Annotated in this window: 20 protein-coding genes; 4 read left to right on the top strand and 16 right to left on the bottom strand. The window is 33.1% G+C overall.

Annotation, left to right across the window (positions count from 1 at the left end; genetic code table 11):
• Nucleotides 1–5 precede the first annotated feature (5 nt).
• From ACM55F_RS16710 to ACM55F_RS16695, 4 genes are all read right to left on the bottom strand, one after another.
• Nucleotides 6–902, bottom strand: a complete 897-nt coding sequence (locus tag ACM55F_RS16710; RefSeq protein ID WP_416854978.1) for a tyrosine-type recombinase/integrase — start codon at nucleotides 900–902, stop codon at nucleotides 6–8.
• Between the two features lie 69 nt (nucleotides 903–971).
• Nucleotides 972–1,166 (bottom strand): 30S ribosomal protein S21, encoded by a 195-nt coding sequence (rpsU, locus tag ACM55F_RS16705; RefSeq protein ID WP_035670421.1) that lies wholly within the window; start codon nucleotides 1,164–1,166, stop codon nucleotides 972–974.
• 261 nt (nucleotides 1,167–1,427) lie between these two features.
• Nucleotides 1,428–2,570: an acyl-CoA dehydrogenase family protein gene (locus ACM55F_RS16700; protein WP_416854977.1), complete on the bottom strand. Its 1,143-nt coding sequence runs from the start codon at nucleotides 2,568–2,570 to the stop codon at nucleotides 1,428–1,430.
• A gap of 17 nt (nucleotides 2,571–2,587) precedes the next feature.
• Nucleotides 2,588–3,472, bottom strand: coding sequence for a ComEA family DNA-binding protein (locus ACM55F_RS16695; protein WP_416854976.1), 885 nt, complete (start codon nucleotides 3,470–3,472; stop codon nucleotides 2,588–2,590).
• A 314-nt stretch (nucleotides 3,473–3,786) separates the two neighbouring features.
• Between ACM55F_RS16695 and ACM55F_RS16690 the strand changes: the two genes are divergently transcribed.
• Nucleotides 3,787–5,238 (top strand): amino acid permease, encoded by a 1,452-nt coding sequence (locus ACM55F_RS16690; protein WP_416854975.1) that lies wholly within the window; start codon nucleotides 3,787–3,789, stop codon nucleotides 5,236–5,238.
• A 78-nt stretch (nucleotides 5,239–5,316) separates the two neighbouring features.
• Here ACM55F_RS16690 and ACM55F_RS16685 read toward each other — a convergent pair whose 3' ends face one another.
• From ACM55F_RS16685 to ACM55F_RS16665, 5 genes are all read right to left on the bottom strand, one after another.
• Nucleotides 5,317–5,544 carry a PspC family transcriptional regulator gene (locus ACM55F_RS16685; protein WP_099714538.1) on the bottom strand — a complete coding sequence of 76 codons (228 nt, stop codon included), beginning with the start codon at nucleotides 5,542–5,544 and terminating at the stop codon, nucleotides 5,317–5,319.
• Nucleotides 5,545–5,633: 89 nt separating this feature from the next.
• Nucleotides 5,634–6,905, bottom strand: a complete 1,272-nt coding sequence (locus ACM55F_RS16680) for a DUF2851 family protein (protein WP_416854974.1) — start codon at nucleotides 6,903–6,905, stop codon at nucleotides 5,634–5,636.
• Between the two features lie 76 nt (nucleotides 6,906–6,981).
• Nucleotides 6,982–7,464, bottom strand: a complete 483-nt coding sequence (locus ACM55F_RS16675; protein WP_416854973.1) for a 3'-5' exonuclease — start codon at nucleotides 7,462–7,464, stop codon at nucleotides 6,982–6,984.
• Between the two features lie 238 nt (nucleotides 7,465–7,702).
• On the bottom strand, nucleotides 7,703–10,672 hold the full coding sequence (locus ACM55F_RS16670; RefSeq protein WP_416854972.1) for a type III restriction-modification system endonuclease: 2,970 nt from the start codon (nucleotides 10,670–10,672) through the stop codon (nucleotides 7,703–7,705).
• A gap of 2 nt (nucleotides 10,673–10,674) precedes the next feature.
• A complete protein-coding gene (locus ACM55F_RS16665; protein ID WP_416854971.1) occupies nucleotides 10,675–12,573 on the bottom strand; it encodes a site-specific DNA-methyltransferase in 1,899 nt (632 codons plus the stop codon).
• Nucleotides 12,574–12,767: 194 nt separating this feature from the next.
• On the opposite strand from ACM55F_RS16665, the gene ACM55F_RS16660 reads away from it, so the two are divergent.
• A complete protein-coding gene (locus tag ACM55F_RS16660) occupies nucleotides 12,768–12,998 on the top strand; it encodes a helix-turn-helix domain-containing protein (protein ID WP_035670395.1) in 231 nt (76 codons plus the stop codon).
• Nucleotides 12,999–13,133: 135 nt separating this feature from the next.
• On the opposite strand, the gene ACM55F_RS16655 is transcribed toward ACM55F_RS16660, so the two are convergent.
• Nucleotides 13,134–14,495 (bottom strand): pyridoxal-phosphate dependent enzyme, encoded by a 1,362-nt coding sequence (locus ACM55F_RS16655; RefSeq protein WP_416847050.1) that lies wholly within the window; start codon nucleotides 14,493–14,495, stop codon nucleotides 13,134–13,136.
• Between the two features lie 237 nt (nucleotides 14,496–14,732).
• On the bottom strand, nucleotides 14,733–16,691 hold the full coding sequence (locus tag ACM55F_RS16650; RefSeq protein WP_416854970.1) for a putative porin: 1,959 nt from the start codon (nucleotides 16,689–16,691) through the stop codon (nucleotides 14,733–14,735).
• A 176-nt stretch (nucleotides 16,692–16,867) separates the two neighbouring features.
• Between ACM55F_RS16650 and ACM55F_RS16645 the strand changes: the two genes are divergently transcribed.
• Nucleotides 16,868–17,527 (top strand): ribonuclease HII, encoded by a 660-nt coding sequence (locus ACM55F_RS16645; RefSeq protein ID WP_416854969.1) that lies wholly within the window; start codon nucleotides 16,868–16,870, stop codon nucleotides 17,525–17,527.
• Nucleotides 17,528–17,549: 22 nt separating this feature from the next.
• Here ACM55F_RS16645 and lipB read toward each other — a convergent pair whose 3' ends face one another.
• Entirely contained in the window at nucleotides 17,550–18,254 is a 705-nt protein-coding gene (gene lipB / locus ACM55F_RS16640) for a lipoyl(octanoyl) transferase LipB (protein WP_416854968.1), read from the bottom strand.
• A 98-nt stretch (nucleotides 18,255–18,352) separates the two neighbouring features.
• Nucleotides 18,353–19,093 (bottom strand): hypothetical protein, encoded by a 741-nt coding sequence (locus ACM55F_RS16635; RefSeq protein ID WP_416854967.1) that lies wholly within the window; start codon nucleotides 19,091–19,093, stop codon nucleotides 18,353–18,355.
• A gap of 204 nt (nucleotides 19,094–19,297) precedes the next feature.
• On the opposite strand from ACM55F_RS16635, the gene lysS reads away from it, so the two are divergent.
• Nucleotides 19,298–21,007: a lysine--tRNA ligase gene (gene lysS / locus ACM55F_RS16630; RefSeq protein WP_416854966.1), complete on the top strand. Its 1,710-nt coding sequence runs from the start codon at nucleotides 19,298–19,300 to the stop codon at nucleotides 21,005–21,007.
• Nucleotides 21,008–21,087: 80 nt separating this feature from the next.
• On the opposite strand, the gene ACM55F_RS16625 is transcribed toward lysS, so the two are convergent.
• From ACM55F_RS16625 to ACM55F_RS16615, 3 genes are all read right to left on the bottom strand, one after another.
• A complete protein-coding gene (locus ACM55F_RS16625; RefSeq protein ID WP_416854965.1) occupies nucleotides 21,088–23,085 on the bottom strand; it encodes a TonB-copper family protein in 1,998 nt (665 codons plus the stop codon).
• Between the two features lie 87 nt (nucleotides 23,086–23,172).
• On the bottom strand, nucleotides 23,173–24,021 hold the full coding sequence (locus ACM55F_RS16620) for a hypothetical protein (RefSeq protein ID WP_416854964.1): 849 nt from the start codon (nucleotides 24,019–24,021) through the stop codon (nucleotides 23,173–23,175).
• A gap of 136 nt (nucleotides 24,022–24,157) precedes the next feature.
• A complete protein-coding gene (locus tag ACM55F_RS16615; RefSeq protein ID WP_416854963.1) occupies nucleotides 24,158–24,532 on the bottom strand; it encodes a hypothetical protein in 375 nt (124 codons plus the stop codon).
• Between the last annotated feature and the right edge of the window lie 95 nt (nucleotides 24,533–24,627).

Below are 24,627 nucleotides of genomic sequence, written 5' to 3'. Positions count from 1 at the left end.
CCAAATTACTTCTGATTCCTTGGATGCGCATCTTCATATACCTTTTTTAGTTCTGTTAAACTACTGTGCGTATATATTTGCGTTGACGCCAAACTAGAATGTCCTAATAATTCTTTTACTGAGTTCAAATCAGCTCCGTTATTTAATAGATGAGTTGCAAACGTATGTCTCAATATGTGCGGACTCTTTTTTACTTTCTCGGAGACAGCACTAAAGTAAGAATTTATTAATCGATACACAAAAGAATCATTTAATTTTAACCCTTTTTTTGTGAGAAAAAAATAATCGCCATCCACTATCGACAACACAGAGGAACGCTCCTTTAAATACAAAGAAAACTGATTTATAATTATCGGTAAAACTGGCAATATCCGCTCCTTATTCCTTTTTCCCAACACTTTGATTGTACCACCAGATAAATTGACATTAACTACTTTTAAATGAATCAACTCTGTTCTTCGCATGCCAGTAGTGTAAAACAAATCGACTATAAGTTTATTTCTGATTTCCTCAAAGCCCACTGGATTTTGCACATGACTCAACGCGTCTTCAAGTTCTTTTTCAGAAAACGGAATTTGCAATAGCTTAGGAGTCTTTAGCGCTTTGTGTTTCAATAGCGGACTCACTTTTATTTGTTTTGTTTTTAATAGAAATTTATAAAATGCTTTTAAGGATGCAATTTTTCTATTAACCGAGGTATTTGATATATCATTATCAACAAGAGAGACAATCCAAGTTCTAATTTGACTATAATTAACTTGCTCAATATTCTCTTGATCAAAATGAATTGTATTGAATGACTCAAAAGAAGCAATATCATTGCAATACGCAGTTACAGTATGCGAAGAGTATTTTTTCTCCAACTGTAGATAATCCCGAAATGCATCTTTATTAGTAGCCATAAAAAAACCGTTAGCATCAAAGTTATAAAACTTTAATGACTAACGGTACTTTATTTTAATAGATATTGACTAACTCTCTAAGTTATCTCTCATATTTTGGATATAAGCCGCTTTTTGAATTTTGATTCTATTTGTAACTGAAGGCTTAATAAAAGCAGTACGTGCTCTTAGTTGACGAACAGTTCCTGTTTTATCAAATTTTCTTTTGTAACGTTTTAACGCTCTATCGATATTTTCTCCGTCTTTAATTGGTATAATTAACATAATATAGACACCCCCTTTCTTTAAGTGTGCAAAAGTAAACATTATTTTGAATTACGAGTCATGAATTATAGATTATTTTTGGGCGTGCCGGCGGACATCACTTTTACCATTCACAAAACGTCAATTCGTCCGCCGTCAGGCTGTCCGTTTCAAGTCCTCATTGCATTCCGGGCTTTCCTCTTCCATCCTTCACGCAAAAAAAAGAGCCAATCTACAATTTAATGCATCTTGACTCTTTTACTATATTCAAATTTTCAAAAACTATTCTTTCAACAAATTTCTGGAAATTACTATTTTTTGAATCTCAGTAGTTCCTTCACCAATAGTACACAATTTAGAATCTCTATAGAATTTCTCCACTGGATAATCTTTAATATAACCATATCCACCATGAATTTGCACCGCTTCATTCGCTACTTTTACACAAACTTCTGAAGCATACATTTTGGCCATAGCTCCCATCGTGGTAACCGGTCTGTGTTCTTGTTTTAAGAAAGCCGCTTTGTGCAACAACAATTCCGATGCTTCAATTTCAGTTGCCATATCAGCCAACTTGAATGAAATTCCTTGAAACTCACAAATTGGCTGCCCAAATTGATGTCTTTCTTTCGAATATTTCAACGCCGCTTCATACGCTCCCTTAGCAATTCCTAGCGACAATGCTCCAATAGATATTCTTCCACCATCTAAAACTTTCATCGCTTGAATAAAACCTTGTCCTACTTCCCCTAATCTGTTAGCATCAGGAATACGACAATTATCAAATATCAATTCAGCAGTTTCGCTGGCGCGCATCCCTAATTTATTTTCTTTTTTTCCTGAGGCAAAACCTGGCATTCCTTTTTCGAACACAAAAGCAGTCATTCCTTTCGAATCTCCTTTTTCACCTGTACGAACAATAACTACAGCGATATCTCCCGAAATAGCGTGTGTAATGAAATTCTTAGCTCCATTGACAATCCAGAAATCTCCATCTTTTTTTGCCGTAGTATTCATTCCTCCAGCATCTGACCCTGTATCATGTTCTGTCAATCCCCAAGCACCTATATGTTCTGCGGTGGCTAGTTTCGGAATCCATCTTTTCTTTTGCTCTTCATTTCCAAAAGTCAAAATATGATTGGTACATAAAGAATTATGAGCTGCTACTGATAGACCAATAGATGGATCTACTTTTGATATTTCTTCTACAATGGTAATGTACTCATGATATCCTAATCCAGAACCTCCAAGTTCTTCTGGCACTAAAACACCCATAAACCCCATTTCACCTAATTTTTTAAACAATGGCACAGGAAATGTTTGTGCTTCATCCCACTCCATTATATTCGGACGAATTTCTTTTTCAGCAAAATCTCTTATAGATTGTGCAATCATAGCTTGCGTTTCGTTGTAATCAAAGTTCATTGTGATAGTGTTTTATTTTAAAAGTCCAAATATAAGTCAATTATATTTGCTTTATCAACAGGAAATCCCTTAATTTTTGTTAAATCCTCAATATTCTTAATATTTCCTATCATACTTCTATAAGTCACAATTTCTTTGGCTAAAGCATATCTAAAATAAGAAAACTGGGAAAGCTCCTTTAGCGAAGCATTATTAACGTCTATCTTTTTTAAATTTGGGAGAGTTAAAACTTTAAAATGAGTGTTCAAATTTTCAATAACTTCGGGAGATAACCCCCAAACATCTTTCATTTGTTCCATCGAAACAAAACCTCCTAAACTTTCTTTTTGTTTTAAAATCCGCAAAGAAATGGCCTCACCTATCCCGTAAATTTTTATCAAATCTTCTTTCGTCGCCAAATTGATATCAATTAAAACAATTTTTTCTTTTTTAGCGAAAGCCTGATTTGAATAATTTTTATTGGCTTTGAATTCTTTTTTATTGTTTACCCAATCTGGAAATTTAAAATATGGAGCTATTGCATTTAATAACGAATCGGAAACTTTAGTCACGCTTTGAAATTCTTTTGGAGAATTCACATATTTATTTTCTTTTCTAAAAGAAAGCAACCTATCTATTTCTTCAACAGACATTCCAAGTTTATATCCTTTATAATCTGTAATAAAATTAGGATTGAAGAGATATATTTTAGGAAGTTCAGTTTGATTCTCGGTTTTCATGGAATCAATTTGAGATTGTAGTGAAAGCCACTTTTGTTTCTCTGGATAATTTTTTGCTACAACACTAAAATCAACAAAAAAATAAATCAATTGTAAAACAATTATAATCCCAAACAACAATAAAACACCATTACGTTGCTCACGAGAAAATTTAAAATAAGTAACCATCGTTCTGAAATCCATTATTTTAATTTGATTAAAAAAACTTATTTTAACAGCTAAAAACAAGAAAACTATTTAAATTTAAAAATATAATAAAAATCAATTCAATTTGCATTTTCTTAATGAAAGTTTCATAACTTTAAAATAAGGATTTAAAAAAATATAGTTGAATTTTTTACACAATTCACAAAAACAAGTCGTTAAAATAATTATTATGTATTTATTGAAATATTGTTAGTTTTTTTTTATTTTAAAAGTTTATTTAAATTATTGTTTTTATTTTTTATAAAAAAGAATACATTTGGAGCTTAATAACAAACAAAACCATATAACCCATGTCAATTTGGAAAACTAAACCACTGTCGGTATTGCTAAATGAAGCATCAGAATCTGAAAAAGGATTAAAAAGGACTTTGTCTTCACGTTCACTAGTAGCACTTGGAGTTGGAGCAATTATTGGAGCAGGATTATTTTCATTAACAGGTATTGCAGCAGCGGAACACGCAGGTCCTGCAGTTACACTCTCCTTTGTTTTAGCCGCCGTAGGATGTGCTTTTGCAGGACTTTGTTACGCAGAGTTTGCATCAATGATACCTGTAGCAGGAAGTGCCTATACATATTCCTATGCAACTATGGGAGAATTTATGGCTTGGATTATTGGCTGGGATTTAGTTCTTGAATATGCATTAGGAGCCGCTACAGTAGGCGTAAGCTGGTCTCGATATTTACTCGAATTATTAAATAAATACGGAATTCACCTCCCACATAATTTGATTTGTTCGCCCTGGGAAACCTTAAAATTAAGCGATGGAACTGTTATAGAAGGCGGAATGATAAACCTTCCAGCAATTTTTATCGTTTCTATGCTATCTTTATTACTAATAAGAGGGACAAAAGAATCTGCATCTATAAACAACATACTCGTTGTTGTAAAAGTAATCGTAGTTATTATGTTTATTGTTTTAGGTTGGAGTTTTATTGACACTGCAAACTATACTCCATATATCCCTGAGAATACAGGAGTTTTTGGAGAATTTGGATGGTCTGGAATAGCTGCCGGAGCAGGAACTGTTTTCTTTGCTTTTATTGGTTTTGATGCTGTATCAACAGCAGCGCAAGAAGCAAAAAACCCACAAAAAGGAATGCCAATTGGTATTTTAGGATCATTAGTAATCTGTACTATCCTTTATGTATTATTTGCACATGTAATGACAGGACTTGTTCCTTACGGTGAATTTGCAGGAGATGCTAAACCAGCAGCAACAGCATTTGCCAGAACTGGATATACATTTCTACAAACTGGTTTAATCGTAGCTATTTTAGCGGGATATACATCGGTAATGCTTGTGATGTTAATGGGACAAAGTCGTGTTTTCTACACGATGAGTAAAGATGGTTTATTACCTTCTTTCTTTAGTGATATTCATGCAAAATTCAGAACTCCATGGAAAACAAATATTTTCTTCATGGTATTTGTAAGCCTTTTTGCAGGTTTCGTACCCGTAAGTGATTTGGGTCACATGGTAAGTATTGGAACATTATTAGCCTTCGTTTTAGTATGTATCGGAGTTTTAGTAATGCGAAAAAGAATGCCAGATGCACCAAGATCGTTCCGTACTCCTTTGGTACCATTTGTACCGATAGCAGGTATTTTAATCTGTTTAGCTTTAATGTACTCATTACCAAATGAAAGCTGGGCTAGACTTGTTATATGGATGGCGTTAGGTGTTATTATCTATTTTGTATATGGAAAGAAAAACAGTAAATTAAACAATCCCGATAAATAAAATTTCTATCATAAACTAAAAAAGGACTAAAAAGTAATCACTTACTTTTTAGTCCTTTTTTTATGCAAAAAATATAAATTACAAATCAAAAACCGAGGTACGTTTAGCTCTAATTAAATCCTTTAGACGAATCCAAAAAGCCAATGTCAAATAAACGGCAAACCACAATCCAACAGTAACAAACGACAAGTAGATAAAAAACAATCGCACACTACTGGCGCGCATTCCTAATGTATCAGCCAAACGCGAAGAAACATGAAACCCGTGCTTCTCAAAAAAAAACTTGAGCTTGATTACTACTGACATTCTTTAGTTTAATTGGTTATTCGTTTATTCGAAAGACAAATTTACAACATTACCACATTCTCCGGTAAATAAATCCTAAAATAACTGAATTAATTTTTTTTCAGTAGTTCCATCCCAATAGCACATTCTAAACACTTACTTTTATTACAATACTCGTTCTTAAGTTGCAACAAGGATTGCGTTTCAAAAGCACTTTTTGATCGCACTCCAAAAGAACTAAATTTATCAATAACAGCATTTTTCTCTGCAGAAACTTCAGTTATTAAACTTATCAAATCCTCAGAAATCTCCTTGACTTGACTTTTTGCAAAAGCAAACTGGAGTGGAATTATAGTATTTATAACAATCAAATCAATGAAAGATTTAGAAAGTGGTTTCTTTTTCTTCGGGCTTTCTTTATCAAATTGATAATGATTTAACCAATATTCAGAAGCACAAACTTGGAAAACTTCATAAATATCTTTTAATGAATTTAATGTACTTATTTTCGAAAATAAATTTTGCTGACAATGGTATAAATTGGCTAATTGAGAAAGTCGTATTGTAGGGAAATTATCCGGACGGTGCTTAAAAAACTGAACAGGTTCCATACAAATTTTGGTGATTTGATATTTGTGCAACAAATAGAAATACCTGAATTTTAAATCTTTGAAATAATTATCTTCCTTTTCTGAATCCAATAAACCAGCGGTTCCAAAAATTAAAGCTTCTAGATTCTCCACTTCAAAACTTTCTTTTCTAATGATTGAAAAAGGAATAGATTGGGCCATTTTTAAAAAGATATCACCATTCGTATTTAAACCAAAATTTTTAGCCAAAAGACAAAACAACACCGCTTCCCAATCTTGATTGGTTTGTTCCAATAAATCAAAAACAGGTTTAGATTTTCTTTCTAAACGCTCAAAAAATAAACGCTCTTGCCAGTTTTTAAACACAAATTCGTCAATGTTTTTGAGTTGGTTTTCGCAAAAAATCCATGATTTTTGAGACATTAAAGATTGGTAGTTTTCTATGGTATCTTTTTCGACATAGTTTTTAAGTTCTAAAACTGGAATTTCCGAATTATCACATCTAAAAATTTCTGTATCATGCTCCCAAACCACATGCAAAATTACATTTTCATAATTTGCATCTTTTTCATGATGATGCACATACCAATCAGACGATTTGAGATGAATTTCTACATTTCCAGCCCATTTTTGAGTTCCAATAGTAATCTGGGCATTGAAAAAATCAGGACCTGCCAATTCAAGGTATTGACCTGAATTACTAATTGTGATTTCCTCATTGTTGAACGTTTTTAAATTCAAGGCATCAAACTTCTTGAACTTCCATAGGTAATGGAGAAAATCTTCTTTCATATTTTTTTCAGATAATAAAGTATAGACTTGGAGATAACAGACTCTAAAGTAAGAAAAAAACAGAAATGAAAGAAATTTATCTCAATATATATAATTTGGCACAAGCCCGAGCATCTGATAATGCTTCGTGATGATTTAAAGCTATTTTCATTTCCCGACAACAATCACTTAATTTGGTTGGTTTTAATCCTTTGGCTTTGTAAATTTTAACGGTACATTCCCAACGGGAAGCGATATTCAAATCAGCATAATCCAAACCATAAAGCGCCATTGATTTCGCAAGAACGTTTCTGTCGAAACTCTCATTATGAGCTACAACAACCCTGTTTTGAAGGCGTTTTTGTATTTCAGGATATACTTGCGCGAATGATTTTGCATTCACCGTATCACGCGGATAAATTCCATGGACTTGAATCGTAAAGGGAGAATATAGATTATTTGGTGGCTTGATTAAACTGACAAACTCATCTACAATTATTCCGTTTTCTACGGTTACAATACCTACAGAGCAAGGATGGAATGCTGTTGCGGTTTCAAAATCTATTGCGGTGAAAGTCATTTGTATTTCAGATTTTTGAATAGTAATTTTTGATTTCAGATTTACAAAAATACTATCAATTATACAAGTTCAAAGCATTCAACAACTTTCTTTTCATTTCGTCTTGTAACCTTTTGAGGGCTAAAACTTTTACTTCTGCACAAATGGACATTAATTCTAAAAACCCTTTGTCAAAGTTCAAACCTTTGACAAAGGGTATCATTATAGGTTGATTCGATTTATTTTTTATAACAAATGCCTAATCCTTAACAAAAACATCCTCAATAATTTGCTTCATTTTTTTATTGTTTATCTGCTCATGAAAAGCCACTGAATAACCATCTATTGTTAATTGCTTGAAAAATTCTTTCGCACAACTAATTTTTACAGATTCAATATTTCTTAAATCAGATTCATTTTTAACATCTTTTGTTTCAACAATAATATTTAAGACTTTATTTCCATCGGATCTTTTCACCACGTACATAAAATCTGGACTGTATGATTGTCCCGTAATTGTTGGGATAGAAATGCTTCGTCTGGGGATTTTTCCATAAACAATTACTTCTTGCACCTGTTCTAAAATATTGTTTTTTTCTAATGGAGAATCATAGGCATAAGTATCGTATAAATATTTCTCCACAGGATTTCCTTCAATAAATTTTGTTCCAATTATTCCTTGTGTTATTTCTGACCTTGGAGCTCCATTTGCAAAAGTCAAAGCGGTTGCATTTAACTTGATATTTGTTTTACCGTAAGAAAATCGACCAGCTAAATTATTAGTTTTCCAGTCATTGAATTTTGAAACAAAATTTGCAACACTAAACTCATTTATTTTATCCTTATCAATTTCATTGGCTGAAGCATACTGAATCAATGCCTGATTTAATAATAGAATCGGAATATTAGTTTGCTTGTTTATTCTTTTTAGAAATTCTCCGTAAGCTAACCTTTTAATGATTTTATATTGAATTCCACTACTTTCATTTAACGTCATTAAACCATCATCCGAAGTATTCAATTCTTGTCTTGAACTTGATATAACAACATCCGTAAAAACGTCCTTTTTGAAAAGACCAACTAATTCGTTTTTTAAATAATCGTCGTTTTCTACTTTCTCATAAAACAACAAATACTTTTGGCTTATGGCTTCCCATAAACTTTTCAATTCGTTGTATTGTGCAGGTCTAATCTTTACTTTTCGATCTTTGCCTTTATTATTGTCAGTTATTTTTCCAGTATTTAATCCTATTACAAAATCTGGATATTCTTCAAAAAGCTGATTTGAATTTTCAATTACAACATTTTTATTTCTATCGATAAATTTTTTAATCAACAAGTCCGTAAATAAATCATCCGAGTTTAAACCTAATTTTTCAGCAACTTTTTGGAGACGTTCTTCGGTTATTACGAAGCCTTTTGGCAATTCATCGTTAATTTCATTGACCAATTTTTCGGCAAAATCGGCTTCTGTGAAATCTATAATGTAATTTAGTTTAAAATCTTCATTGGATATTCTATTTCCATTTTCATCAACAGGCAAACGCAACCCTCGTCCAACCTCTTGAATTTTACTATTTTCACTTCCGCTGGAACGTAATTTTGTAATAGTAAACACATTAGGATTATCCCAACCTTCTTTCAAAGTCCATTTAGAGAACAAAAAACGTCTAGTATTCAGTTTTCCATTATCAAATTTTATGGACAGTAATTTCTTTTTGTCAAATAAAATTTCGTTGATTTGATTGGCTATTTCTTCATCTGAGTTGGTGTTATCTTGCGAAAAATAACCTGCGTGACAACTCGCAACATCTAATTTGGATGCTTTTAAATAGTCTATATAATCGCTATCATTCTCAATCGAGAGTGTAGGCAAAACTTCGTTTATCTTTTCTAATAATAGCTTTTCAAAAGTATTTTTCAGATACGTTTCTTTTTCGCTTTTATCATCTTTTCTGTAGGAATGTATATCGTCAATAAAGAAAAGAGCCAATGTTTTTATTTTGAACTTTCTGTCAAAATTAATTTTCTCTGTTTCAAAATGTCGGTCAATTGCCAATTTTAGCATTTGCTCTTGGTAGGAGGAAGAGTAAATGTCTGTGCTAAATTCCTCGCCTTGAAACTTAGTCTGACCGTTTGACAATTCAATATAATTTGTCCCGATTGCTTCAATAACAATCCCTTCTAATTCAGTCGAAATTAAAGACAAGCTATCTCCTTTCTTTAGTTCAAAAGATCTTGTTGAACTCCCTTTTTGAATGTAATTTAATCGAACAGCCGTTTTACTTTGAACAGACATAATTTTCACCTTATCTTCTTTGTTCGATAGCGGTTCAAAATGTTCTTTAGCAATTCCTTTTATCAAATTTTGATTAAAAGCATCACACGCATTTAGATTGTATAATAGGTTATGATAATCCTTGATTGTTTTTTTTGCTTTTCCTTTTCCAATTGTTACTGTTGGAAATGTAGCTCCAAACCGAATAATGCACTGTGGCTGAATATCATTGGTAATAAACTCAAATGTCTTTTGCTCTTTTGAGAAACGATGGGGTTCATCAATAATCAAGAAAGGTTTTGTTGCTTTTAGAGCATCAACTGGGCGATGAAATCCCTCTGGTCCATAATCATAATCATCCCGATTCAACATAGCATCTTTCCTGTTGCTCAACAAAGCCATATTGGTCAGCAATACATATATTTTATTCGCATTTTGGCTCGAACCCGAAACAAATTCTCGAACTGTACTCGGAAAAAACTTTTTCCCTTTTTTATTTTTACCTGCTTCTAAAACCTGTAATTCTATTTCAGTTCCATAACCGCAAACATCTTTAAAATGTTTTTTAGTATAACTGTCCTGAATAAATTGCTTCGTTCCTGCTTTTATCGCCAATGTTGGAACAACAATTATAAATTTATTAATCTTGAATTTTTTATGAAGTTCAAATATGGCGGCGGTGTGAACATAGGTTTTTCCAGTTCCTGTTTCCATTTTAATATCTAGATTCAAATAGTTTTGAATACCATTCAAATTCACATATTCTAAATCTACTGTATTCTCTTTTTGAACCGCTTTGATGCGTTCCAGCAATAGCTCTTTATCCAAATCTAAAACAGGATTGGAATAATACATCCTTTTTTGTTCAAAACCACCTTCTACAAAAGCATTGCTAATGGCATTAACAGCTTTTTCCTGATGAGGCAAACCATTCTTTAAAATTAATTCCATAGTTAGTACCTTACATCAATATTGATTTTCAAATTCTTTTCACTATCATTCAAGATTTTCAAATTCTTTTCTAACATTTCGGTTACAGACCATTCAATAAAACTATAACCAAACAACACAATGTTTTCGGGATTGAAACCAGCAATGGTATCGTATTTCTCAAAAAGCGCTACCATGGCGCCTTGAGTAAAATCGGGATTGATGAGATATAAATGTTTCTTGCAGTAATGCGCCATATAACCATCTAAATCTATGGTTTCAACATTTGCATTCAATCCATATCCATCATTGTTGAGCCAAGTCGTCAATACTGTTTCTGTACCAAAATCATCTAAAATACTAGCATCTCCAAGCAAACCAGCATTATCAAATGTTTCGCATTTGTCTAGCGTGTTTTGATTGGGTTCGTTCAGAATAAAATGCTTGAAACCGAAATCTCCTTTTATTGCTCCTTCATCATTAAAAAGATTAGGCTCTTCGGTTTTGATTTTTTTAGAGGCTCTAATAATTCTTTCTATTCCAACGTAATCTAGTGTTGTTGGTTTATTTATTGATTTTAAAAATTCATAAGTCGTTTTTTGACTTGAATCCTTTGGATTTAAGACTTCTGGAAGTTGTATTGAGATAAATTTTCTATTCCCTTTATCCTTTATATTCAGTTCCATTACTGCATGAGCTGTTGAAGCTGAACCAGAGAAAAAATCAAGAACTAAATCATTCTTGTCCGTTCCAATAATTAACAAGTTCGTTAGCAATTTAACAGATTTTGAAAAATCAAAAACTCTTACCCCAAAAAGCTTCTCTAAGTTTAGACTTGCCTCTTGATTGCTACCAAAACTTGTATCCCAAAAATCATTTACAATTTGACCTGTTGAATTATCTAAATATATTTTACCATACGGTTGCTCATCTCCTGCGCTAGTCCAGTAAATCTCTTTATTTTTATCCTTCTCTAAAAAATCATCTTCTTTAATCATCCAAGGTCCATTTAAAATATTCCCTGACTTTGTCTTTACATCGTAAAAATGCCTTCCTCTTGTTTTATCCAATAAAATTGCCCTTCTAAATTTCCCGTTTTCATCACCATAACTATACTCTTTTTTTGCTTTTTCAGTTAATGGAATTTTATTTAGATTTAATTGGTCTTTTGATTTACAATAGCAAATAATATATTCCTTTACTCTTGCTATTTGTCCAATATTCGCTTGATTATCTGATTTTCTCCAAGCAATTTCAGTTACAAAATTCTCCTCTCCAAAAATATCATCACACAACAACTTCAAATTTGCCTGTTCATTATCATCAATAGAGATAAAAATCACGCCATCATCTTTCAATAAATCTTTTGCTAATTGCAAACGAGAAAACATGAACATCAACCAAGCAGAGTGTGATGCCGAATTCCTTTTGGTTAAATCCAAAATTCGTTTGGCTTGTGTTTCGTCAACGCTTAATTTGTCCTGCAATTCATCAACCGTAAAATTGAAATTGTCTTTATACACAAATCCGTCACTTCCTGTGTTGTAAGGTGGGTCTATATAAATACATTTTACACTTTTAGAATAGGATTTCAATAAATGCTTCAATCCGTCAAGATTATCACCACTGATATAGATGTTCTCGCTGTTCTGGTTTTCGGGTAAATCATTATGGTCAGTATTGGGAGTAATGACCGTTGTTGTGTCTAATGAAGCTAAAAGTTTGGCATAACTTTTACCAAGAAATTTAAGTTCGTATCCTTCGTGAACAACATCAACTTTGTCTTTCAGTTCTTCCTTAAATCGTTCCATATCAAAACTGCCGTCTTTTTTAAAACAAGACGAAAAGTGTTCTTTTAAGATGGAAATTGCTGTATCGTTTATGGAAATATTTTCGTTATTGCGTTCTATATCTTTTATCATAATGTGTGTTTTAAATTGATTTTAAATGAAGTATTTTTAAAAATCAATACATTATGAAGTGGGTATTCCTGCTTGGATTATTGCGCATAATTTCATTTAAATAATTATATTTTTCAAATATATAAAAAACGGTTGAATACAACCCGATTGATACAATCCTATTTATTTAATCAGACGAAAGTAATTTTCCAATTATGGAAAAAAGAGTTCGAAAATCGGAAATGAGTCAAAAAATTATCCTTTTAGGGAAACGTATTGAGGAAATTATCAAAGAAAAAGGATTGAAAACCAGAGAAGTTGCCCACGATGCTGATATGGATGTAGAAAATTTAAGAAAATACATTAAAGGAAAACAAGAAATGAAAGTAAGTACAATGTTAAAAATTGTTGAAGCCCTTAAAATAGAGGTTAAAGATCTTTTTTAAAACTTAATAAAACATCAATTTAATTTGTGGATATTGAACAATTTTTAGCTAAATCTAAACTCTCTAAAAACAAAAAAAACCTACAAGGTTAAAAAACCTTGCAGGTGTATGCTAAAATTAATTCGTATTAAAGTCCTATTTTATTGACCCAATAATATCGTATTTGGTAATAATATGGTGATTTCCATTCTCTAATTCAACCAAAACCGCATCATTTTCTTTGGTAAATAATTTAGAGACTTCTTCTATTGAGGTTCCTAATTTTACGATTGGAAATGGTTTTCCCATAATTTCTTTGATAGGTCTGTCCGCTACATTTTTATCGGCAACATAACTTTGGAACAAATCACTTTCATCAACTGAACCTACAAACCCTGTGACGTCAATCACCGGAATTTGAGAAATCTTGTATTTACGCATTCTTTCTATAGCGTGTGAAACTAATTCTTCCGTACGAACAACAATCAATGGTTTGTCGATATGATCTTTGATAACATCTTCGGCCTTTTTGATTTCTTCATCAAGAAAACCTCTTTCACGCATCCAATCGTCATTGAACATTTTGCCTACATAACGGCTTCCTGAATCGTGAAAAAGAACCACCACCACATCTTCGGGTTTGAAATGTTCTTTGAGTTGCAACAATCCTTTTACGGCTGCACCAGCTGAATTTCCAACAAAAATCCCTTCTTCAAGTGCAATTTTTCGGGTATAAACCGCTGCATCTTTGTCGGTTACTTTTGTAAAACCATCAATCAAAGAGAAGTCAACATTCTTTGGTAATATGTCTTCTCCAATTCCTTCGGTGATATAAGAATAGATTTCATTTTCGTCGAAAATCCCTGTTTCATGGTACTTTTTAAATACAGAACCATAGGTATCAATTCCCCAAATTTTAATATTGGGATTTCTTTCTTTCAAATATTTTCCAACACCTGAAATCGTTCCTCCTGTTCCTACTCCCGATACAAAATGAGTGATTTTACCACCGGTTTGTTCCCAAATTTCAGGTCCGGTTTGCTCATAATGTGCTAAAGAGTTGGATGGATTATCGTATTGATTTACATACCAGGAATTAGGCGTTTCCTCAGCTAATCTTTTAGAAACTGAATAATACGAACGTGGATCGGTAGGTTCTACATCGGTAGGACAAACTACCACTTTTGCTCCTACGGCACGAAGAATATCCATTTTTTCTTTGGACTGCTTATCCGAAATCACGCAAATAAGTTTATAGCCTTTTATAATAGCCACTAATGCCAATCCCATTCCAGTATTCCCTGAAGTTCCTTCAATAATAGTTCCTCCTGGTTTTAATCTTCCATCTGCTTCGGCATCTTCAATCATTTTAACGGCCATTCTGTCTTTTACGGAATTTCCTGGATTAAAAGTTTCTACTTTAGCAAGTACCAAAGCATCTATTCCAGCAACAACTTTATTAAGTTTTACTAATGGTGTGTTGCCTATTGTACCTAATATGTTTTCTGCGTAGTGCATTTTATTATTCATTTAAAAGTGTGAGTTGTTATAAATCGCAATACAAAGATAGCATTTTGTTACAAAAAAATACAGATTACTGAATTTTGCACACATTATTACTACACCATACTTTTAGTATAGGAGTTTTGTAAATTTCATTTAAAGCAGCATTCTTTACTTGCTATCAAGCTGGTAAAAATATATTGGATAGGATGAAAAAATGAGTTTTCCCGCTAAATGGTGTACTACTATTTATTAATTGAAGAAATTCCAAACCAATCCAAAACGAATTGTAAAATCACGAGAAGGATTGTTAGGTGAAGAATAAAAATTATTACCCGATAAAGCTGAATTAAAATGCTCTGCTTTTATGTAAATTCTGGTTCTTTGAATCTTTGCATTGATAAAAAAATCAAAATTAGGATGATTTCCAATTTCTTTTTCATTTTGAACAAAAAACTCACCAATCACTGGATTGTAATCATTGGCATAATATTTTGTAAAATAATTAAACGAAACTCCTGTCTGTAAAAACAAAGCGTTCTTTTTGAAAAAATAACCCGAGTAATAAAAGGTATTTCTCGTCACTATTTCAGGTACATTTAAGACATTATCTTGTTGATCTACTTTTTGATACAAAACAGTATTATCTAAAGCAAATCTCCCAAATTTTAATTCTTTACTCACTTTCACTGACAAATAATTTATCGTGTTCTCATATTGCGTTGGCGCAACGATTTGGGTACGTGCCAATATCTGTGCATCAGTAGAAACATCATTAAAATACAAATGATCCTTTAGAACTGAATACTGCAACGATGCATTAACCCATGGAGTGATAGCATTGGCGCTAATTGAGTTAATTTTTTCATTCTTAAAATCATTTGACCAGTTGTATTGGATATAGCTGCTTTGATACAGATTGTAATTATTATTTGGCAACTTATTTATGTTTTGATATTGAAATGACAATTCAGTTTCATCATTAAAATCATATTTCACTTTGGCATCCAAATTTGACAGTGATTGATTGGTAATGGATCTTGAATACAAGAATTTTCCATTCCACTTGTTTTGTTGATACTCATATTGCCCTCCCACATTATTTATGTTTTGACTTAAAGAGCTGGGAACTGTTTTATCATCAAAAATTAATATCTGATTGTAGTAGTAATTAGAACCAAAGTCATCAATAAAAAATTGAAATTTCCCTAAAGTTGTATTCTCATAAATTAGTCCCGCTTTATTGTACATTTTATTATAATGGGTCTGATCGTTTATTCCACTATTTTTAAAAGATTCCCCAAAACGGTAAACGATTGTTCCTCCTACAGCAGATGGAACTGTGGCTTGATTGTATTCAAAAAATTTGTTCTCGTAATTAAATTGATGGGTAACATATAAATTATTAGCACCCTTATTCGCATTGATTCTAAAATTGTGATCTAAGAATACTCTTTTCCCTTTCAGAAATGATTTAGCATCCGAAAAAAAGACCTCCAGTCGTTGTCTGTTATTGTAATTTGGGTCTTCACTTTCAAAATCACTAATTGTTGTAATTCCGCCATTTTCCTCATTTAAAATATCCTGAGATGTAAAATGTGCATTAGAATAATAGCGCTTATTTTTAGTATTATAACTTACCGTGAATCTGAAATTTCCTGTACTTGATAATTGATTTATATATTCTCCCTGAGAGCGTAATCCTCTGTAAGCTATAGAAAAATTGAGATTCTCCGAAGTGTTTAAAGTAATAAATGCATCTGTAGATTGCCCTTTTTGTACGGTAGTTTTAAAATATAACTCGGTAACTGGAGTGGCTACAGAACTGTATCTAATTTGGTTTGCTTCGAGAAAATTAAAATGTTTTGCTTTGAATCCAAATTCCGGAAGAGGAGAAAAATCGGTTAAACTATATTGCAAAGTATTGTACGTTTGTCCGTCATTTGAAAAAGGTAAAAGTCCAAAAATGTCTTTTCGTAAATAATTATGGCTGTATTCTTTTTGAATGGTAAGCGAAGTATCAATATAAGTAGTGTCCCGATCCAAAGTAATCACCCGATACATATCTATGGTAGCAACTGATTGCTTTTTTTTGTTTATTGAATCCGAACTATTGTATTTACTATTGAAGTCTATATTTGTACTGTTTTTTTCCTGAGAAAATAGCAAACTGGGGCATGATAAAAAAATAAAAAAAAAGAGAATTCTCATTTGAAAGTGGGTATAATTAGGCAATTATTTTTACAATTTTAATCAAGCAAAGGTAATTTATAAAAACATATAAATAAAAAAACACAGCATTTTATAGGATTGTTATAACAAATAGGTAACTAACGGGTTTTTACAGAGAAAATTTTATAATATTTGTTTCTTTAAAACAATACAATATGCTCGAAAACAATTTTTCGAAAATTATTCTCGAAAGCGGAACTGATGAAGCAGGTCGAGGCTGTCTTGCCGGCCCTGTAACAGCAGCGGCCGTAATATTACCTTTCGATTTTGAAAACGCAATCCTGAATGACAGTAAACAGTTATCAGAAAAAACCAGAGAAAAGTTAAGACCTATTATTGAGCAGCAAGCCATTTCCTTTGCGGTAACGCATCTTGAGCCTTTGGTAATTGATGAAATCAACATTCTGAATGCATCTATAAAAGCCATGCAGGAAAGCATTTTAAAACTCCATCCAAGACCGGAATATATTATTCTCGACGGAAATGCACCGCTGATTCACAAAAAAGGAATAAAAAACCGTGGAGGAAAAATTTTTACTGCTGCTGAACTCGAAATTTTAAATTCGATTCCAAATACCAGTATCGTAAAAGGAGATTCTAAATTTATGAGTATTGCAGCTGCTTCGGTATTGGCAAAAACCTATCGGGATGAGTATATGAATTGCATTCATGAGGAATTCCCTATGTACAATTGGAAACAAAACAAAGGCTATCCTACCAAAGAACATCGCGAAGCAATACGGAAATATGGGATAACGAAATACCACCGAATGACGTTTCGATTATTACCGGAACAATATTCTTTTGATTTTTGATTGCCGATTAATGATTTTTGATTTAAGATTTCTCAAATGTAGCTTCGAACAAATGGGAGAAATGTTTTAGGATTTTCTCTTTCACTTCTTCTTCGTTTACTCTTTCAATTCCAAGTTCTACGTTTAATGTAGTTACGGCTTTACCGCGAATTCCACACGGAATAATATTGTCAAAATAACCCAAATCAGCATTTACGTTTAGTGCAAATCCATGCATGGTTACCCAACGGGAAGCGCGAACGCCCATGGCACAAATTTTTCTTGCAAATGGAGTTCCTGCCCCTAACCAAACTCCGGTTTCGCCTTCGCTTCTGCCACAAACAATTCCATATTCTTGAAGGGTAAGAATAATGGCTTCTTCCAGAAAACGCAAGTATTTATGAATATCAGTAAAGAAATTTTCTAAGTCTATAATTGGATAACCCACAATTTGTCCAGGTCCGTGATACGTAATATCACCACCACGATTAATTTTATAGAAATTGGCTCCTTTGGCTTCCAATTGTTTTTCAGATAAAAGCAAATTACTTAAATCGCCACTTTTACCCAAAGTATAAACGTGAGGATGTTCCACAAAAAGGAAATAATTGGGCGTTTGTAAACTCGTTTCCTCTCTCCTATTTTTAATTTTTAAGTCAACTATTCCTTTGAACAATTCTTCTTGGTATTCCCAAGTTTCCTTGTAATCTTTGTTTCCTAAATCTTGAAGTTGGATGATTTTGTTCATTTGTCATTGCGAGGAACGAAGCAATCCTATTTCTTTCCCTTATTTTTAATTGGCAAAGGTACAAAGTTTTCAAGAATGAATAATGCAGTGTTCCATGTTTAAAATTCTGGTTCCAAAATCACTTCTAAATTCGTGCTTTCTGGATTTTGCAAACAATCCGATAACAGGAATTGCAATTCTAATGCTTTTTTATCTTCGCTTATTTTTGCATTTGCATTCGAAACTGATTTTATTTTTCGAGGAAAATGATATTTTAAAACATAAGGCTGGTTGATTTTAAAATTGGAAACTCGGGTTTTCAATTCTGAAATTTTATCCTGCTGTTTTTTTAATTCCATCTCATCTGTAATTTTCACTATTCTTTTGAAAAGACTTCCGTCAAAAGCATAACTCACACTATAATAATGTTTTTCGGCAGTTAAGGCATAATTATGTTCTAAATCATCCGCATATTCCTGGGTTTTGTATAAATCCGGAACTGCTGAAATTTTATCGAAGTTTTGATTGATTTTTGTTCGAAATTCTTTCTCATAGGAACTTTTCTTGATGTGAACGTTTACGGTTGCATATTTTTGAAAAATGGCCTTTTCGGATGCTGGAAGTTTAGAAAATGTTTCCGAATATTTCGTTATAAAATCCTTAAAAACGTAAGTTGTATCCTCGAATTTTTCTTCTTTCGAGTAATTTTCACCCGCTAATTGCATGTAACTGTGTTCGTCGCGAAGTGATTCGGTTTCTATTTTTCCCGTTCCGTCCTGGTTTAAATAGATGGTTTCGGTGATTTGACAACTTGTAGCGAGTAGCCCTAAGAGTAGGAAAGCGTAAATTTTATTTTTCAATTTTTATGATTTTGAATCGTGATTTTTACCAAATGTAAAATAATAACTACAATTCCTAGCCCAGATTACAGTGGAAATCCTTTTTATTTTTTTTTAAAAATAAAAAGATTATAACGGAAAGCTGGAAATAGCTCCAAAAAACCTTTAGCACTTTGCTACTTTGCTACTTATACAGTATCTTTGCGCTCTTAAAAACAGCATAAAATGGCATTATCCGAACAAGAAATATTACGTAGAGAAGCACTTACCGAATTACGCAATTTAGGCATTGAGCCTTATCCAGCAGCCGAATTTATCACCACCGCTTATTCCAGCGAAATCCTAGCTGATTTCGAGAAGTACGAAGGAAAGGAAGTGGTTTTAGCAGGACGTTTAATGGGTAAGCGTATCATGGGAAAGGCGTCATTTGCAGAATTGAAAGATGCTGAAGGACGTATTCAAATTTATGTTTCGAGAGATGATATTTCGACTGATGAAGAGAAAACAATGTACAACGTAGTTTTCAAAAAACTATTGGACATTGGCGATTTTATTGGAGTTCGCGGAACGGTTTTCAAAACGCAAGTGGGGGAAATTTCGGTTCATGTTTATGGATTGACGGTTTTGGCAAAAGCTTTGAAACCACTTCCTGTAGTAAAAACGGATGCTGACGGAAAAACGCATGATGCTTTTGCTGATCCGGAACAAAGATACCGTCGTCGTTACGTGGATTTAACCGTGAACGACCACGTCAAAGAAACGTTTATCAAAAGAACAAAATTGTTCAATGCAATGCGTTCGTTCTTTAATGATAAAGGATATTTAGAGGTAGAAACGCCTGTTTTGCAACCGATTCCCGGTGGCGCTGCAGCGCGTCCTTTTATCACGCACCACAACTCACTTGATATGCCATTGTACATGCGTATTGCAAATGAGTTGTACTTAAAAAGATTGATTGTTGGTGGTTTTGAAGGAGTTTATGAGTTTTCGAAAAACTTCCGTAACGAAGGAATGGACCGTACGCACAACCCGGAATTTACTGCCATGGAAATATATGTAGCCTACAAAGACTACAACTGGATGATGAAATTTGCCGAAGATCTTTTGGAGCATTGCGCGATTGCCGTAAATGGGAAATCAGAAGTGACTTTTGGAGAACATACCATCAATTTCAAAGCGCCTTATGCACGAGTTACAATGACCGATTCTATCAAACATTTCACTGGATTTGATATTTCAGGAAAAAGTGAAACAGAGTTATTTGACGCTGCCAGAGGTATGGGAATTGATGTGGATGCAACCATGGGTAAAGGAAAATTGATTGATGAGATTTTTGGCGCTAAATGCGAAGGAAATTATATTCAACCCACTTACATCACGGATTATCCAAAGGAAATGTCGCCATTGTGTAAGCAACACCGTGACAATCCAGAATTGACAGAACGTTTTGAATTAATGGTTTGTGGTAAAGAAGTAGCGAACGCTTATTCTGAATTGAATGACCCAATTGACCAAAGAGAACGTTTTGAAGACCAAATGAGATTGGCTGAAAAAGGGGATGATGAAGCTACTGGAATAATCGATGAAGATTTCTTGAGAGCGTTGGAATACGGAATGCCTCCAACATCCGGAATGGGAATTGGAATGGACCGATTGATTATGTATTTGACAAATAATGCTTCTATTCAAGAAGTATTGTTGTTCCCTCAAATGCGACCAGAGAAAAAACAAGTTCAAATTGAATTGGAAGATGATGAAAAACTGATTGTTGCTATCTTGAAAACGAATGACAGCAAAATGGATTTCGGATTATTGAAAATCAAATCGGAATTGAGTGGTAAGAAATGGGATAAAGCCATGAAAAACTTATCTTCTTTAGGAATGACTGAAGTTGTCGTGAATGGCGACAGCAAAGCGTGCCGATTAAAAGAATAAGTTTATTCAAAATATATTTATAAAAAAGGAGCTTCCATTGAAGCTCCTTTTTTTGTTCCAAACTATAAATCTGATGGTTTTTAAAACCCTAAACCAACATTCAAAAAGAAATTTCTTCCTTTTCGAGGAATATTGTTCCAATCTGAAAAAGTGGAATAATACGTATCTAAAACATTCTCTACTCCTGCTTTTACATTCCATTTGCTTTTATCAATCTGAAATGAATAACTCGATGCGAAGTTTAAAATTGCATAATCCGGCGTTCTGTCTTCACCATAAAAAGGACTGTATTGCGTTTGAACTGCATTTCCCTGAACCGCGATTTCAGAGGAGAATTTATTTAGTCTATAATGCAACGAAGACGAATACCGCAACGGGCTTATAAAAGGTAAATTCTCTTTTTTATGATCTTGCCCATAGCTGTAAACCAATTGCCCTGACCATTTAAAGTTCTTATTAAATTGATATTCGATATTCAAATCAGTATTAAAAATAGTAGCATAATCCAGTGCAGTGTAGATTTTTATTCCGCTTGCGCCAATAGTCATCGGAATCAAATTCTCAGCAGGTTTACCAACAATATAATTCGAGATATGAAAATAGGAAGACGAGATTTTAGTGCTTATTTTTTGGTTTTTGTAACCAATAAAAGCATTCGCTTCTGATGATTTTTCGTTTCTTAATTCCGGGTTTCCAATATAATCGTATCTATCAAAACTATTGAATAAATAAAATCCATATCCCTCAGAAACCGATGGAGCACGCTCACCATGAGCAAGTCCAAATCCATACTGAAACCCATTTTTATCGTATGCATAATTTGACGAAATACTTTTTAAAATTCTATTTTTGCTGTCTTTCATATTTGGATAAAAAATCTGTAAACTTTCCAGCCCTAAATCATCGGCAACTTTATTAAAATGATTCGCAACACTTGCTGAAAACCGCAAACTGGATTGACTGTTCAAAACGATATTGTCTTCCAGAAACAACGCATTATAAAGTGTTCGCACATCCGGCCAGGTAAACATAAACATCAAACTTTCATTTGGATCGCTCGGATACATCGTCATTTCAGCAACGGAACGGTTATAAAACGAATTCAAATCAACCAGAAAATGATGGCTTTTAAAAACTCCTTTGGCTTTTGAATAGAATCCGTACGTATCGCTCCAGCCCGGCATATCCATGTGAATAGGAACAAAAGGACGTTTGGTATCATCCATTATATGCGTGATCGTGTTGTAATAAATTTTAGTTTCCCAATTTTCAATTTTTGAAGACTTTGGAACATATTCAAATTTCAATGAAGTGATTAAAGCTTCCGCCAAAGAAACATCCATCGGTAGTGCAGGATAACCCACATCAGTTGCTTTATCATAGATTAATGAAGCTTCCAACATTTTATTTTCATCAAAAGAGAAACCAGAAGTGGCAGAAATATTGAATTTTCTAAACTGTGAAAACAGAACTTCTTGATTGTTTCCTGCTGAATAATTTTCGGCATCGCGATACATGAAATCAGTATCGATATAAAAACGATTGTTTGCGTAATTGATTGCCGATCCAATAATTTTTTGATTGCCGTTACTTTCAAAACCGGAATGTAGTGAAACATCCCAACCGGAATTTATAAATCCGCTGCGATTTCTTTTTAAATCAATAGATCCGCCAATAGTTGCCCCATGACAACCGCCTTGCTGTCCCGATGTAATTGTGGCTTTTGATAAATTGGAAACCTCAACATAAGAAGTTATCGGGTCCATTTTGTCAGTGCAAGCCCCGAAAACACGCATTCCGTCTATGGTAATCAACGTTCTTTCGGTAGCCATACTGTTAATTATTGGCTCCCACGCATATCCGCCTCTTTTAATCATTCCAACTTTTCCGGACTGCTGCAAATACTCCTCTACTGTAGCCAGAGGTTTGGTTTGTTTTTGATATAATTGCGTTTTTTTTCCAATGACAATCACTTCATTTAGTTTTTTTGGCACGACCGCATCTATAACTTGACCTTGTGCAAAAAGAGTTATAGAAGTGAAACATAAGAGTACAAAACCGTATAATTTCTTTTTCATGATAGAAAAATTAAAAAAAGGCCAAAAGAACAGCTGTCAATACATTTGATTTTATTGACCTTTTTTAGTTAAGAAAATGAAATAGAATTAGAATTCTATCTCAAAGTAAATACTGCTTGCCGGAACTAAATCCGTAATGGTTTCACCTTTCAAAACAACATCAGATGCATTTAAAAGCTGTAAGTTGATTTTCCATAAACCGGTCATGGTCAATGATAATTTTCCGTGATATAATTTGTCCAAAATAGACTGCGTTAAATCAACATTGTTTGGCGAACCATGATTCCCCATGCTTGGCATTCTTGGATCAATTTTAACTTTAAAATTGTCAACTACTGGAAAACTCATCATCGATTCCATTTTATAAACACCAACCGTAATATTATTCAGTGCCACTTTTGGATGATGTGGTTCAACATAAGCCACAATATATCTTACATTATCAGAACCTGTAAAAGTAGTCACTCTTTGTTTAGCCGAAGCCGGAACATCAATTACTGAAGTTGCCGTATAAGTGGTTCCATCAATCGTATAATCTATTTTTAAATCCCAATATTCCGTGGCATTTTGAGGCATTTGAAAAACAATGTTTCCTTTGTATAAAGTTCCATCAGCCGTTATTTTTTCAACTTCTGATTTTGGGCATGAATGCGTCATCATAGTCATGTGCATCAGTGGCATCCAACTGACAGTTGCATTTTTTACGTAATTTCCGCTTGCTTTGTCTTTAATTCTTAAATTGATTTCGTTGTAACCTTGTTCTAAAGCTCCCATGTGAGCATACAATTCGATAGTATGGGTGGTGTTGGTGATTTCTTTGAATTTTGTCAATTCTGCTAATTCATCAACAATAGGAGTTTCACTATCTGAGGAACAGGAGGAAAACGCAAGTGCTATAGCCACTACAGCCAGTATATTTTTTAATTGAAATTTCATTTCTTTAGATTTTTATTTTAAATATGGATGTTGATTTGCATGCCATTTTTGGACAATTTATTTCCAAAAAAAGCAAACAGAATCTCATCCGTTGCATAAAACGGATTAATAAAAGCACACTACGTGCATCAAAATTTTAAGAAATGAAAGTGGGTGGGTGAAAAACAGAATTACTATTCAAGTGAAAGTATAAATTAGAATAGTAATGATTTATTTTTTCTTTGGTTCCAAAACAAACGGGTACAATTTCGAAAGATTTGATTTCCTCAAAAATGAGTATGTCAAGTATTGGAGAAGTTCCTTTTTTATCTAAAGAGAGGGGCTTTTCAGCATCAGAAGCTTTCGCTAATTCTTTCATCAAATGACATTTCCCGTTACATTGCATTTTAGGTTTGTCCTTATTAATACAAAGTACTTTTGAAATGTATTCATAATTCACGACATACTCTAAAACCGGTAGAATTGGCTTTACAAGCATGATCAATACAATTATGAATATGATTTTTTTCATGGGACAAAAGTAAATATATTTTCAGATTCTACAGCGATTAAACGTATCAGTTACAAAAGAATATTTTTAGAATTTATTTTTAAACACACCTGATT

Source organism: Flavobacterium melibiosi (assembly GCF_048158545.1).
Classification (GTDB): domain Bacteria; phylum Bacteroidota; class Bacteroidia; order Flavobacteriales; family Flavobacteriaceae; genus Flavobacterium; species Flavobacterium melibiosi.
The sequence above is the reverse complement of the archived record's forward strand: the minus strand, read 5'-3'. Positions and strand labels throughout refer to the sequence as shown.